Origin of the sequence: Flavobacterium kochi (genome assembly GCF_048286715.1) — a bacterium.
Taxonomy (GTDB): Bacteria; Bacteroidota; Bacteroidia; order Flavobacteriales; family Flavobacteriaceae; genus Flavobacterium.
This window is the reverse complement of the sequence record NZ_JBLVPW010000002.1, coordinates 177,234-192,161: the sequence shown is the minus strand read 5'-3', so window position 1 is coordinate 192,161 and position 14,928 is coordinate 177,234. Positions and strand designations below refer to the sequence as shown.

The following is a 14,928-nucleotide window of genomic DNA, read 5'->3' as shown; positions in this document are numbered from 1 at the left end:
ATTACTGAGCCGGTTTGTATAGTGGGATAACACACTGGTCGTTGGCATTTTTATCCCAAAGACGCGGGTTGGTGGCTACCTGACCCACTCTGCAAAAAGTGACTCCACTGGTGGCACAATCGTTGGACTGCTCACAAGGTTCCTCAGCACCGATGTGCTGGATGTAACCCGTAACAAGAACAGCAGCTTTTTTACTGCTGGCGGATGCATTCGTGTTGAATGCTGTTGCGATAGCAAATACTACCACTAACATTGGCAAAATAAATTGCGGGATTTTAGTTTTCATAATATTAAAATTTAAAGTTTTGACCTACTCTGTTTACAGGTTTTCAGTCGTTCCCCTGATATATCGGGCCCGATATATTTCATATTCAAAACAGAAATTTCATTTTCTTAAGATTATACTGTTTACTTGTTATTTCCCTTGGTCATAAAAAGCCGTTATTTCTTTACTTAATACAGAACGGGTTAAGTAGTCACCTGTCAAAGTGTATATTGTATTGCCAACAACCTTAAAGCTTTTCATTTTTTGTTTATTGATATGGTAGAGATAAAAACTCAAAAGATAGTTGCCTGAGTTGAGATTATAGATGTCAACTATAGTAGCATGTTTTAGCATCGAATCATCTTCATATTTTCCAATACGGTCAGAATTAACAAACAATAAATTTTTATATACTGCGACGGTCCTGTTTATCAGCAGCGCAGGAGCGGAAAGTTTGCTTTCACCTCCACGTAGATTAGCGATTTTGAGCTGTGCTTTGCTGACAGTATCTATGGTATTCCCCGTGTGTTTCAATACTAATTTGGTATCAGCGGTAACAAATTGATTGCGGTAATAATAAATATAATGCAACCATTTTCGCTGCGAATTGTAAAGTAACATACCATCGGTATCAAAAATTCCATCAAGCTGTTTCTGCAATAAGTCCGGATTGGTAGTGGTAGCTGTAAGGGTTCCTAATTTAAAAAGTCCAATCCTGTTTTCTCCTGTTTTTGGATCGGAACCTCGAAAGGCCAATGTTACGCTGTCAATAGGTTCCATAAGGGAAAAATGCATTATTTTGCCTTTCTGTAATAGCGCTTTCCAATCTTTTGTGCTTCCCTTATAAAAACAGGGAACAGTACCATCAGATACGTAAAAATATGGTGGAGTTATCCTTACCTGCACGGAATGGAAGGGAAGTTTGACCCGGTCTAATTTGATTTGTTTCCGCGCTGCCCCAGCAAGTGAAGTATCAACAGCCAGTATATGTAATGGTGCGGTACTATTGCCTAAATAAATCTTTCCATCGGCGATGCCTGCAAAATAATAAGAATTATAGTGAAGATCGAATTGAGACACCTCCTTTTGCACATGGATAGGAAATCGGCGTACAAAGGGGTTACGCTGATGAATCATGTCTTCCGACAACAAAAACAACGAGGCAACGATACCAATGCTGCAAAATAAGCATAATGAAAAAATATTGGCCAGAGCTGCGGGCTTTAAAATTCGGCGTTCCTCAGACACGCCATGCAGGATTAGTATCAGTATACCCGATGCCGCCAATAGTACAAACACAATATTAAACACCAAATGTTCAGTCCAACCCAATTTCTCAAGAATCCCACCGCAGGAACAAGGAATAAAGGAACTGAAATTTAAAATGATAATGATATAGGTGGTAAACATAACCATCAGGCTGAAAGCAGCAAAAAGTCCAACTAACCGGTGTCTTGGAAATAGCAGCACAATGGCTATCAAAATTTCTATAATCGGAACACCCCAAGAAGCCCATCCTGCAAAAGCACTCAATAAAGGCGACTGTCCCAACTGCACCTGAAAGTTTTCAAAATCCAAAAATTTACTCACTGCTGCATAAACGAATAACATTATATAAAGCAAGCAAATGCCTTTCACAATTATTTCCCTAAAATTTACTTTTGATTTCATGTTAGTTGAAGTTTTAATGTATAATAAACACTGAAATTATCACTGGTAATAACCTATTCCTCATTGAAACTACCAATTAGGTATTACCAGGAGATTTGTATAAAATTTATTATTTCATCATTTCCGACGGCAGTAAAATAAATGGTCTTTAACTGCCTGAATTAATAGGAAATGGAGGAAACAGATACAAATTTACTCTTGATAAAGCCAAAACAGCATATCAAAAATTTACTTAAAATTGACAAAACCATACTATTTTGGGTAAAATGACGTGTTAGCTACCTATTCAATATATCGCGGAATTGGAGTGGACCAAATAGAAAGATTTTCCGATCCTAGTCAAAATACGGGGAGGATTGGTCAGGTTAATAACCTTTTATACATTCGTAGAGAATAGCTGAAATAAGAACCTGATAAAATGACTGTTATGAATTTCACAAACCATACAATAACACTAGTACAAGCTAAGACAATCGATATGATTAGCTATTTGTCTGTTTTAGGTTTTAAGCCTTCTAAAATCAGAGGGGAGGATTTCTGGTTCTTCTCCCCTTTCAGGGATGAAAGAACTCCCTCTTTCAAAGTCAACCAAAAACTTAATTGTTGGTACGACCATGGAATCGGAAAAGGCGGTACGCTAATTGATTTTGGACTGCACTATTACAACTGCACACTCGACGAATTACTACAAAATTTAACTGGGAATTTTTCACTTCAACAGCCAACAATTCAGCAAGTTGATAACATTGGTAAACAGGAGACTAAAATTAAAATTCTGAAATCCATTCCACTTACCTCCCCATCCCTTTTGCGTTATCTCGGACAGAGAAGAATTCCTATTGAAATTGCGCAACACTATTGCTGTGAACTTCGGTATACTTTAAATAAAAACACCTACTACGGAATTGGCTTTAAAAATGATTTGGGAGGCTTTGAAATTCGTACCCCCTATTTCAAAACAAGCAGTTCTCCTAAGGGTATTACCTCCTTTGATAATAGCAGTAATGAAGTTATCGTTTTTGAGGGTTTTATAGACTTTCTTTCCTTCAAAGCCATGAACAAAAACCTTCCTGAAAACAGTCAGGATTTTGTTATTCTAAATTCTGTTTCTTTCTTCAAAAAAGCCCGTCCTTTTATGGAAAATCATCAATCAATCCGACTTTATCTTGATCGGGATGAAACGGGACTAAGTTATACCAGGCGCGCACTTTCTTTGAGTACTAAATATAGCGATGAAAGCAAACTATATTCAAACTATAAAGACCTAAATGATTGGGCGATGAATTTCGGCAAATTAAGAAAAAGACATCTAAGCAAAAAATAAGTTAATACCCATTTCCTCAACGCTATGATTACAAAGAATCTTAAACTATAGAAAGATATAAAATTCAGATAAACATTAAAGTAACAAAAAGAGGGTTAAGTTCCTTCAATCATCAACTCTCTGGTTTATCGCAATCCAGTCACCAGGAACTCGGGCAGTGACACTGAAAAAAGAATTTAAAATCAATGAAAATTATAGATGATGAAAAAAGAAAATTCAAACAGACCACGTATGATCGGGCTGCGACTTACGCCCGAAGAATATGCAAAAATTGAACCTAAATGCAAAGCCAGCACTTGCCGAAACCTAACCGAATATGCCCGAAAAAAAGTCTTAGACAAGCCCATTACCACCAATTACAGAAATCAGTCATTAGATGATTTTATGGAGGAAACGATAGCGCTTCGCAATGAGCTTATTGCTATCGGGAATAACCTTACTCTGCTTATAACAAAATTACATACCATCCAACATCATCCCGAATTCAGGGACTGGATTATACGCTACGAACTGGAGAAAACAATTCTTTTCAACAAGGTGGAAGAGATCGAAAAACACTTCCAAAAAATCACGAACCAATGGTTACAATCCTAAATATAGGCCGCTCGATCCATCGCATTTTAAACTACAATGAGAACAAAGTGAAAACGGGTGCTGCGGCCTGCATCGGTGCAGGAAACTATTCTGTCCATGTCGACAAAATGAACGATATCATAAAGCTAGACCGCTTTATAAAGCGAATTGCATTAAACGACAACGCAAAGTGCAACAGTGTCCATATCTCTCTAAATTTTGCCCCATCAGAAAACCATTCCAAAGAAAAACTAATGGCCATTGCGGATAGCTATATGGAGAAAATAGGTTTCGGAAAACAGCCTTATTTAGTGTACCAACATTACGACACAGGACACCAACACCTGCATGTGGTTTCAATAACTATCGAGAGAGATGGCAAGCAGATTTTCATGCATGATTTAGTTATAAAAAAATCAGAGCCAGCAAGAAAGGAGATTGAAGAACTCTTTGGGCTTGTTAAAGCGGAAGGACGAAAAAAGGCAGCGGAATTTCATTTACAGCCTGTTGTTATCAGCAAAGTGCACTACGGTCGAATGGAATCAAAGAAAGCAGTAACCGATGTTTTGAATGTGATACTGAACCAGTACAAGTATGCGAGCCTTCCCGAACTTAATGCGGTGCTAAAACAATACAATATCACGGCTAATCGTGGCGGTGAGCATTCAAAAATGTTTTTAGTTAAAGGACTACTATACCAAATACTGGACGAAAAGGGTAAGCCAATTGGGGTTCCAATTAAAGCGAGTGATTTTAACAATAAGCCAACTCTTAAATTTTTAGAAGAAAAATTTAATGATAATGAAGTCAGCAGAATACCTGACAAAACACGGATAAAAAACAGCATTGATTTGGCGCTGCTAAGAGCGAAAGGAATGACCGTGAACCAACTGGTCAAAACGCTGGAAAAGGAGGGAATTAATACCGTTTTTAAGAAAAACGGAGAAGGTTTACTTTATGAAATTATCTATGTAGACCATGTCTCCAAATGTGTTTTTAATGGCAGTACGCTGGGCAAGCAATACAGTGCTGAGGCTATACAGGAGCGTTGTGGATTAGACATTGTAATTGGACAAAAAATAACTGATTATGACAATGAAAACTTACACGAAGGCATCGCTCAAACGGCTAATTCGCAAATTGATAAAACAACTAATGGTGATGCGTTCTTAAAGAATAAATCTGCTGAATCAAATACTGCAATTGCAAAAGTAGCGGATATGCTTACCCAATTCGGACAGACTGCAACATCCCTTCCGCACCAACTGAAAAGCAAGCAAAAAATAAGATAATAATCCATTTCGTAAAGACTATAAGTGATTACTAAAAAAAATTAAAAGTTATGGCTATGCATACCGGAGAAAACGAACAGGCATTGAGGAAAATCATGGATATGACCAGACTAATCAGCATCATACTACTGGTAATCCATTTTTATTATTACTGTTACGCTGCTTTTAGAGCATGGCATTTTGTTAGCAGCTTAGGTAATACCATTTTAGGCAATATCCAAAATACAGGATTGTTCAGTAACTTTCATAAATCCAAATTCTTTGTGTTGGGATTTTTAATGATTTCCCTAATAGGTGTCAAAGGACGTAAAGATGAAAAACTGAATTATAAAACAGCTTTTGTCTATATTATTACAGGTATTCTGATTTATTTTATCGGCTACTTTTTATTATATCTGAAAATACAAATAGTACAGGCAGCAATAGTATATATGTTTATTACTTCGGGTGGTTTTCTTCTAATCCTATCAGGTGGCACCCTATTATCCCGCATTATAAAAAACAGACTCGACCACAAGGATATTTTTAATAAAGAAAATGAAACCTTTCCACAGGAAGAAAGGCTTTTGGAAAATGAGTATTCTATCAACCTGCCGGCGCGATATCATTTGAAAGATAAAGTTCGGAGCAGCTGGATCAATATCATCAATCCTTTTCGTGCTTTAATGGTCTTGGGGACTCCGGGATCCGGTAAATCATACTTTGTAATACGACACGTTATTACCCAGCATATCCGTAAAGGATTTACTATGTTCGTATATGATTTCAAGTTCGACGATCTATCCAGAATCACATATAATACCTGGCTGAAATACAAACACCGCTATCCTGTCCCGCCGCAATTTTATGTGATCAATTTTGATGACCTGACACGTACCCATAGATGCAATCCCTTAGAGCCTTCTGCTATGACCGACATTACGGATGCAGTGGAGTCAGCACGAACAATTTTATTGGGATTAAACAGGGAATGGATTAAAAGACAGGGAGATTTTTTTGTTGAATCACCGATTAACTTCCTTACCGCCATAATTTGGTATTTAAAGAAATATAAGGACGGCCGATTCTGTACACTTCCACACGTTATTGAGCTCATGCAACTGGGCTATGACAACTTGTTTACCCTATTGCGAACAGAAAAGGAAATTGAAGTACTCATTAATCCTTTCGTAAATGCGTATCTCCATAATGTAATGGAACAATTAGAAGGACAAATCGCTTCGGCTAAAATTGCAATGGCGAGACTCTCCTCTCCCCAATTGTATTATGTGCTATCAGGAAATGACTTTACATTAGACATCAATAATCCTGAGGAACCAAAGATTGTATGCATTGTGAATAATCCTCAAAAAATACAAATTTACGGCGCCGTAATATCCTTGTTTGTAGCCCGCCTGATAAAACTGGTGAATCAGAAAGGGAAACTGAAGAGTAGCCTGATATTCGATGAATTTCCAACGATTTACCTCAACAATATGGACAGTCTTATTGCCACAGCCCGAAGCAACAAAGTGGCCACTTGCCTGGGGATTCAGGACTTCAGCCAGCTTCGCAAAGATTATGGACGGGAACAGGCTGATGTGATTATGAACATTACAGGAAACATTATTAGCGGTCAGGTAAACGGTGACTCGGCTAAGCAGTTGTCAGAGCGATTTGGAAAAATTATGCAGGACAGAGAGAGTTTGTCTATAAATAGCGGTGACACCTCCATCAGTCGTTCCAAACAGTTAGAGTCTGCCGTCCCTCCTTCCAAGATTGCTACTTTAAGTTCTGGTGAATTTGTAGGCATGGTTGCTGATAATCCTGATTGCAAAATTGAATTAAAAACTTTTCATTGTGAAATAGTTAATGACCATGACGCTTTAAGAAAAGAAGAGAACAGTTATAAAGACATTGAGATGATTCACAAACTGGATAGCACAATGGTGCAACGAAACTATTTACAAATAAAACAGGATATTCAAGAGATTATGCGCTCGGAAATGGATCGCCTGCTAAATGATCCTGGACAGGCTCATTTAGTGATAAAAAAATAAAATATAATTGAAAACTCTCAAAATATAAAAATGATGATACAGGAGCAATTTAAAGATATTGTCGAATTGATAAAGTAATCAGGATCAAAAGCAATTACCGCAATACTGAAATGATTAATCGGTACTTTCCTGATATTTATAAATTTAAAAAATATAGTAACTTTTATGTTACATTTGCATTATGAAGATCAGAGAAGTTATAGCGTTTAAAAGCTATTTCGAGGAATTTCTTTTAGGTCAGACTCGAAAAGTACAGGATAAGATTTTCCCAAAAAACACCAAAGAACGAAATCGATAAGGCAAAACGATTAATGAGCGAGTATTATCAGTCAAAAGAAAACGACAATGGAAATTAAAAGCTGGAAAGAAATAAAAAATACCGTTTACGGGGAACAAGGAACCGGAAGACGCGACGAACTTGATAGGGATTTTGAAAGTTTCAAAATTGGCCTTATGCTTAAAAAAGCTAGAGAGGAAAAACACTTAACACAAACTCAATTAGCCGAAATCGTGGACAAGAAAAGGGAATATATTTCACGAATAGAAAATAACGGCAATAACCTAACGCTTAAGACCCTGTACGACATTGTAGAAAAAGGATTGGGAGGAAAAGTAAAAATACTGATTGAAATCTAGTTTTTAAAAAAATTATATACTAAAAAATAATTTAGAAGGGCAATTTAATAACATGCTTCCTTATTTGAAAGATAATAGTAAAGCTCGATTCAATTCTTCACAAGTAGAACTGATCGATAATCAAAGCCATTAAATGTTGCAAAATACAGAAAGTTTTGTACTGGCGGAGAAAGTCCTGTTATTAGATAGAAAAATTTGTCTTCCGTTGAGGCAAAAGGAATTCTTGGCGTTTTAGATCAATATGCTACGCCCTTAGAAACTTTAGACAATTACGATCGTCAAGATTAACCATATAATAATTACTTAATTCAGAACTCCCGACAATTAATTTGGAAGTTTTTTAATTTAGAAACTACAATTTTTAAATCATCTACTGTAAATCTATTCAAAACTCTTTCAAATTTACCTTACAATATTCAGAAAAAATTCCTACTTTAGAACTTTAATAAAAGTATAACTAATACGATCATTCTTACCCTAAATATTAAAAAATAGTTCGAATTAACAAAAATAAAACTTAATCCTTAAATAGACAAAAACTAAACTGGAGTATAAATTTTGGTAGGTGAACAACAATATATAGACTATATTGCAATAGCATCGACGAGTGACATTTTTCTGTATTTTTTTATTTTCCCACCAAACTTTTATTTTAATTCAATATTTTTTAGTCGCGCAAATGGCACATTTGTTTTTGCCCAACACACGAGTCGACCCTTCACGCAAAAGTTAGTTCATAATCTTAATATTAAAATAAAAACATGTCAAATTGGGGACCATTAACGCAACGCTACGAAAAAGAAGAACCACGCAAAATCCTTTCACTTGATGGAGGCGGTATACGAGGTGTGCTAACATTGGAAATTCTTTTAGAGATAGAAAATCAACTTAAAACCGAATTAAAAAAGGGTGACAATTTTAGATTGAGCGACTACTTCGACTATATCGGAGGCACAAGTACTGGAGCAATAATAGCAGCTGGTCTCTCTTTAGGAATGTCCGTTAATGAACTTCTCAATTTTTATGAGGATAAAGGTGAGGCCATGTTTGATAAATCTTTTTTATTAAAAAGAGTAAAACACTTTTACAATGATGGTCCTTTACTGAAAGAACTAAAAAATACATTTGGAGAAGGAGATATTAATATTTCATCAGGAAAGTTTAAGACCTTATTATTAGTAGTAACAATGAACCGGACGACAGACTCTCCTTGGCCAATCAGTAATAATCCAAATGCAAAGTACAATAGAACTGACAGAGCAGACTGCAATTTAAAAATACCACTTTACCAACTTGTACGAGCAAGCACCGCGGCACCCGCTTATTTTCGACCAGAAACATTACAATGGGACCCCAATGATCCTGAAAAAACATTTGTTTTTGTTGATGGAGGTGTAACTCCCTACAACAATCCTTCCTTTCTTTTATATAAAATGGCTACCCAGGCGGCCTACGGACTTAACTGGAAAACGGGCGAAAAAAATTTATTGATTGTTTCTGTTGGCACTGGATCAGCGCCTTCTGCCGGAGTGTACAACAACTTATTAGATACCCTAAAAGAATTACCTAACAACCTTATGTACGCCATGCAGGTAGATCAGGATATTAATTGTAGAACCGTTGGACGTTGCATTTTTGGAGCTAATATAGACCGTGAATTAAACGATATGATACCGCTGGATTCCACAGGTCAGCCACTTAGCATGGAAACGGATGCTGAAAAACATTTTCTATATACGCGTTATAACGCTGACTTAAGTGTTCAAGGCTTGAAAGATACCGGTCTTAGTCATATTGATTCTGACGAAGTAAGAGAAATGGATTCTGTAAAGTATATTCCTCAATTAAGAGAAGTGGGCAGAGCCGTGGGACAAAATCAGGTTAATGTTAAAGACCATTTCAAAAGTTTTATCTAACAATTTGCAGTAAAAATCTTGATATATGAAGCATACAATTTTATTTACAGGACATATGATTGATGAAAAGGAAAGAGAAGAGCCTCGCTTTCCTGCAAGTAAAGAAATGGTAGTAAGAGCTGAAATTCTCAAGCAATTGATTAAAGAAAAAGCAACAACGAAGAAAGTGTTGACAGGGATTGCAGGAGGAGCATGTGGTGGAGACATACTATTTCATGAATTGTGCGAAGAAATCGGTATACCAACTGAAATGTACCTTGCTTTTCCTGTTGAAGAATTTAAAAAGCGATCGGTTTCATTTGCGGGAACGGCATGGGACATCCGTTTTGATAAACTAACTAAAAAATTACCTATACACATATTATCTGTAGATAGAAGCAATATTGCACAAAATAATATATGGGCAGTGGCAAACTTATGGATGCTTGATCATGCTCTACAAGTCGAAGAAAAAAACATGACACTCATTGCTTTATGGGATGAGAAAGGTGGAGATGGAAATGGAGGAACAGAACATATGATAAATATAGCTAAAGATAAAGGAGCAAAAATAAACATTATTAATATAAATGAAATATAAAAAACATGGCTAAAAAAGTATTTGTAAGTTACGACCATAGTGAAGATGTTCACTATAAAGAGTTATTGAGAGCATGGGATGCTAATACAGATTTTGATTTTGAGTTCGATCTGCGATCTCCCAATGTGGCAATTGATAGTACTGACGCTAGTGTTATACAAGCTGCATTAACTAAAAAGATGAAAGAATCAGAATACATTCTTGTAATTATTGGCGAAAAATCATATTCAAGTAAATGGATAAAATGGGAAATTAACAGGGCCCAGCAAGAAGATACGAAATTAAAATTCGCAGCTGTAAGAATTAATTCTAGCAACACACTCCCATCGGGTTTACCAAATTATACATCTATCACAAATGGATTTACTTTAGATGGAATAGTACAAGCTTTGAGTAAATCAAAAAATAATTAATTTAATCACAAGTTATGGCTAATCCAGAATTATTGAAGTTCGCACCCAAACCAGCCCCTTTAATAAATGGAAATAGCTGGAATGTATTTCTTTCCTATCGCTCAATTAATCGACCCTGGGTTTTAAACCTTTATGACACACTTACAGAATTAGGTCACAAGGTTTTTTTAGACCAATATGTAATTAAAGCTGGAGATGTGTTAATCGAGAAACTAGAAGATGCTCTTGAAAAAAGTCAGGCGGGAATCCTTATTTGGTCAAATGAAGCCAGGGATTCAGATTGGGTTAAAAAGGAATATTATGTTTTGGAAAAAAAAGCAACCAAAGACACAGATTTTCATTTTATACCGGTGCGGATAAATCAGGTTAACTTACCTCTTTTTGCCGACAATAGAATCTTTATTGATTTCACAGCTTATCCTGATGGCCCTAACGGCGGCGACCTTATCCGACTTTTACATGCTATTGAAGGGTTGCCTTTAAGTCCAGAAGCAGTTAAATTTTCGAATGATCTTGATGAGACCTCAGAAATGGCATTTGCGCAAGTAAATGCATCAATTAGAAATGGAAGATGGGAAAGACTTTTGGAACTATTTAGCATTGGAGGGTTGTCATGGGAAATTTCAGCAGCACTTGGCTGTAAAACTGCTAATGGGCTGATTAAATTAAAAAAATATTCGGAGGCAATAGATATGCTTGAACAGCTTGATATAAAGTTTCCAAAATCCTTAAGACCAAAACAATTAAGAGCCTTAGCCTTGGCCCGCAGAGGGGTTAATGATGATCTTGATAAAGCCCAGGAGATCCTGGCTATTTTAAATTATAAGAACCATTTAGATCCTGAATCGCTCGGTATCTATGCCCGAACATGGATGGACCGATATGTTATCACTAATGACATCAGCGACCTAAAAAAATCTCGTAAACTCTATGCAGAAGCTTTTGAAAAAGCACCTGACGATTTTTATACAGGTATCAATGCAGCTTCCAAAAGCTTACTGCTCGGTACCGCAGCTGATAGAGTAAAAGCATATGAGTATGCCGATAAAGTCCAAAAAATAGTTGGAACTATACCATATCCAAATAACTATTGGAAAACTGCTACAGTTGCAGAAGTTTTTTTGATAAAAGGCCAATATCTCGAAGCGAGAAACATGTATGAGGAAGCAATCCTCATGGAGCCCAGGTCCTTCGGCAGTCACGAATCTACCAAAAAACAAGCTTTGATATTATTAGAGAAATTACAAGCTGGTAAAAATGAAAAATCACAAGTACTGGATGCTTTTGAGCATTTAGATTAGCTTAACAGAATACTATACTGTTTTTTCAATTAACATATAACTAAAAAACAGATTCATAAAACACAGTAAATTTAAAGAATATATAAATTAACATGTAAAAATGAAATTTTTAGAAAAGTTAAACCGCATAGTATTTGGATATGACTTCTTTATATCCTACTCTAGGAAAGATGCTTCCAACTATGCTTCCAACCTTGCTACCGAAATTATAAAAAAAGGATATAGTTGTTACTTAGATCAATGGGGTTCTGATCCTGGAAAGAAATTACCCAAGAGATTAAAGTCTAATATAATGAATAGTTCAGTCTTTATTTTATTAGCCTCAAATGAAGCCTTGCAATCTAGTTCAATTAATCTAGAAATAGATATTTTCCTAACAACAAGAAGGGTTATAATACCAGTTAATCTAGGAAATATTTTTGATGCAATTTGGTTCACAAAAATTGAAGGTATTGCTATTTCTGATGAGAAAGATGAGTTTAAGACTACAAACAAAACGTCAACAAAATTATTGGAACGTATTCAAAACTCATTTATATATCTGAAGCAATCTAAACGAATTAAATATTCAGCCCTTTCAGCAGTTCTTCTAATTATCCTTTCTTTGATTATTAGTCTTTATATCTTTAAAGATATGAAAGATAAAAATGAGAAAAGTAAGAAGGATTTGTTTGTTAGTGATGGTGCTTTACGTAAATCTCAGGCCAAACTAGTAATTCAGCAAGATTCATTGAACAAAATTGATGACGAATTGAGACATAAACAAGAAGACTTAAAGCAAGCTGTTATAAGACAAAAAAGGGCAAAGTCTTTAGCTGATAAATTTGAGGCTCAATCCAAAAATTACTTTTCAATTGCAAATGAAGCAAATTCTAATGGAGAAAAGTTGTTTAGTGAACTTCGAGAATTATGTTATAAGCAATATAAACAACCTAATTTAATCGATGATAATCAAAATCCAAATTTAAATTATTCTTTGGCTATTTTTTATGATTTCGACAAGTTTAACATCCCAAATGAGGGGGCTATTATATTAGAAAATCTATTAGATATTCTAAATCAATATCCAAATCATAAAGTTAAAATAGAGACTAGAATGTCTATTCAATGGTTAACAAAGTCTATTTTTATGGATGATATTATTACAACTGAATTAGAAAAAAAACATCTCTCTGCTGGAGGGTTAAAACACTATTATTCTGATGCATATGCTGCAGCAATATGTAATAAACGAGCTAAATCTATTGCAAATTGGTTAATCAAAAACGGAATTGAACCAGCACGGGTCTTAAGTGTTGGATATGGTAATAAAGTTTCGAATGAAAAAACAATGAAAGACTATATGGGAGATCGTGCAGATATTTATTTGGTAGCTAAAAATTAAAAGTCCGTTTATATATTAACTAAAAACATTCATTATGAAAATTGATAACGATTGGTTGGTCACTGATAATACTTCTGGAAAAATAAATAAACTGGTTTCTCCAAACTCTCGTTATATTATTGTTCCTAAATATTTAGTCATTCACTATACTGCTGGTGATACCTCAGAAGCAGCTGTTAATTGGTTTATGACGCCACAGGATAAGGGCAACCCAGACAGGATTGCAGCACATATTGTTGTGGATCTGGATGGCACAATCACTCAACTAGTACCTTTTAACAGAAGGGCCAATCATGCAGGTTATAGTGTTTGGGATAAAATATCAGGGTTTAATGACCATGCTATCGGTATAGAAATTGTTAATCCGGGCTATTTAGAAAAATTATCCAACGGTAGTTACAGACGACATGTTGGACAAAATAAAAATAAGAAGCCTGTTTACAAGACATACCCAGCTTCTATTGCCACAAAACTGTTTGCTGGTAGCCACAAACATAAATTTTGGACAGATTCCGATGATCACCTTTGGTTTCAATTTCCACAAGCACAATTGGATACCGTTTATACACTAAGCAGATTATTAATACAACATTATCAACTTATTACCGCTATCGGTCACGATGATATTTCACCTGCTCGAAAGCCTGATCCTGGACCTGCATTTCCATGGGATACTTTTAAAACAATAGTACTTGGTAAGACTGATCACGTTGGTAAAATCTTTAAAGTTACAGAAGACGGCACCAACTTTAGAAATTCACCGTCGAGAGAAAATAACCCTATAAAAAGGCTAAAGAAAGATTATGAAGTTGGGTTAATTGAAACCAACGGTTCTTGGTACAAGGTCTATTTAGTAAATGAGCGAAAAGATGTAGTTAATCCAGATGGCAGCAGCAAGAAAGAAATTGGATGGATACACAGTTCGTTATTAGTATTAAAATAAAATTCAATAAATAATCCATTGAAGAACAGATATCTACATTAATTCGTAACTTTAGGGGATAAATTTAGTTGCACCTTCTTACATAAATCAAACACTATTCCTATGAAAGAAAAAGAAGAAAAAGATGTATTTAATGTAGCTATAATGCACGGACATTCTGATCAATATTTAATAATAAAAAAGTATGTCAAAAAACTTGGATTTAAACCACGCATATTGATTGAAGAATATGATGCAGATGTTATTTTAGAGAATTTCAGAAACTTAATTTGGGATGATGTTCATTGTGTTGTTATTGTTTTGACAGGAGATGATAGAACAAGTAAGAATAAAAAAAGAGCCCGGCAAAATGTCATATTTGAATTAGGGTATTGTTTCGGAGCTTTTGATAGTATCCCTAGTCATTCCGGTTATGAAACCAAAAACGCCGTAATTGTAATAGCCGAAAAAGACATAGAGTTATTTGCTAACATTGATGGATTAGTAAAAATTATGTTTAAAAAAGACTCCATTAAAGATCAGGAAGTGAGAATTAAAGAAGCTTTAATAAATTCATATGATAAGGCAAAAGAATATTTTGACTTACAATAA

General features: G+C 35.3%; 14 protein-coding genes. 12 read left to right on the top strand and 2 right to left on the bottom strand.

Features of this window, described 5'->3' with window-relative positions:
- Window position 1 precedes the first annotated feature (1 nt).
- Window positions 2-286: a DUF6520 family protein gene (locus ACNQGH_RS03265; RefSeq protein ID WP_417954551.1), complete on the bottom strand. Its 285-nt coding sequence runs from the start codon at window positions 284-286 to the stop codon at window positions 2-4.
- 129 nt (window positions 287-415) lie between these two features.
- Entirely contained in the window at window positions 416-1,936 is a 1,521-nt protein-coding gene (locus ACNQGH_RS03260; RefSeq protein ID WP_417954550.1) for a MauE/DoxX family redox-associated membrane protein, read from the bottom strand.
- A 427-nt stretch (window positions 1,937-2,363) separates the two neighbouring features.
- On the opposite strand from ACNQGH_RS03260, the gene ACNQGH_RS03255 reads away from it, so the two are divergent.
- The 12 genes from ACNQGH_RS03255 (at window position 2,364) to ACNQGH_RS03200 (ending at window position 14,928) form a co-directional block, all read left to right on the top strand.
- Window positions 2,364-3,260: a toprim domain-containing protein gene (locus ACNQGH_RS03255; protein ID WP_417954549.1), complete on the top strand. Its 897-nt coding sequence runs from the start codon at window positions 2,364-2,366 to the stop codon at window positions 3,258-3,260.
- Window positions 3,261-3,458: 198 nt separating this feature from the next.
- A complete protein-coding gene (locus ACNQGH_RS03250; protein WP_417954548.1) occupies window positions 3,459-3,854 on the top strand; it encodes a plasmid mobilization protein in 396 nt (131 codons plus the stop codon).
- On the top strand, window positions 3,839-5,125 hold the full coding sequence (locus ACNQGH_RS03245; protein WP_417954547.1) for a relaxase/mobilization nuclease domain-containing protein: 1,287 nt from the start codon (window positions 3,839-3,841) through the stop codon (window positions 5,123-5,125). Before ACNQGH_RS03250 ends, ACNQGH_RS03245 begins: the two co-directional genes overlap by 16 nt.
- 56 nt (window positions 5,126-5,181) lie before the next feature.
- The gene (gene mobC / locus ACNQGH_RS03240) at window positions 5,182-7,164 is read left to right on the top strand and encodes a conjugal transfer protein MobC (protein ID WP_417954626.1); all 1,983 of its coding nucleotides are present in this window, start codon (window positions 5,182-5,184) and stop codon (window positions 7,162-7,164) included.
- 345 nt (window positions 7,165-7,509) lie between these two features.
- Window positions 7,510-7,800 (top strand): helix-turn-helix domain-containing protein, encoded by a 291-nt coding sequence (locus tag ACNQGH_RS03235; RefSeq protein ID WP_417954546.1) that lies wholly within the window; start codon window positions 7,510-7,512, stop codon window positions 7,798-7,800.
- Between the two features lie 761 nt (window positions 7,801-8,561).
- On the top strand, window positions 8,562-9,716 hold the full coding sequence (locus ACNQGH_RS03230; protein WP_417954545.1) for a patatin-like phospholipase family protein: 1,155 nt from the start codon (window positions 8,562-8,564) through the stop codon (window positions 9,714-9,716).
- A gap of 25 nt (window positions 9,717-9,741) precedes the next feature.
- Window positions 9,742-10,296 (top strand): hypothetical protein, encoded by a 555-nt coding sequence (locus tag ACNQGH_RS03225; RefSeq protein ID WP_417954544.1) that lies wholly within the window; start codon window positions 9,742-9,744, stop codon window positions 10,294-10,296.
- Window positions 10,297-10,301: 5 nt separating this feature from the next.
- Window positions 10,302-10,709, top strand: a complete 408-nt coding sequence (locus ACNQGH_RS03220) for a TIR domain-containing protein (protein ID WP_417954543.1) — start codon at window positions 10,302-10,304, stop codon at window positions 10,707-10,709.
- A 14-nt stretch (window positions 10,710-10,723) separates the two neighbouring features.
- Complete coding sequence (locus ACNQGH_RS03215) at window positions 10,724-12,010, top strand: TRAFs-binding domain-containing protein (RefSeq protein ID WP_417954542.1); 1,287 nt, start codon at window positions 10,724-10,726, stop codon at window positions 12,008-12,010.
- Between the two features lie 100 nt (window positions 12,011-12,110).
- Window positions 12,111-13,394, top strand: coding sequence for a TIR domain-containing protein (locus ACNQGH_RS03210; protein ID WP_417954541.1), 1,284 nt, complete (start codon window positions 12,111-12,113; stop codon window positions 13,392-13,394).
- 34 nt (window positions 13,395-13,428) lie between these two features.
- Window positions 13,429-14,337 carry an N-acetylmuramoyl-L-alanine amidase gene (locus ACNQGH_RS03205; protein ID WP_417954540.1) on the top strand — a complete coding sequence of 303 codons (909 nt, stop codon included), beginning with the start codon at window positions 13,429-13,431 and terminating at the stop codon, window positions 14,335-14,337.
- Window positions 14,338-14,439: 102 nt separating this feature from the next.
- Window positions 14,440-14,928: a TIR domain-containing protein gene (locus ACNQGH_RS03200; RefSeq protein ID WP_417954539.1), complete on the top strand. Its 489-nt coding sequence runs from the start codon at window positions 14,440-14,442 to the stop codon at window positions 14,926-14,928.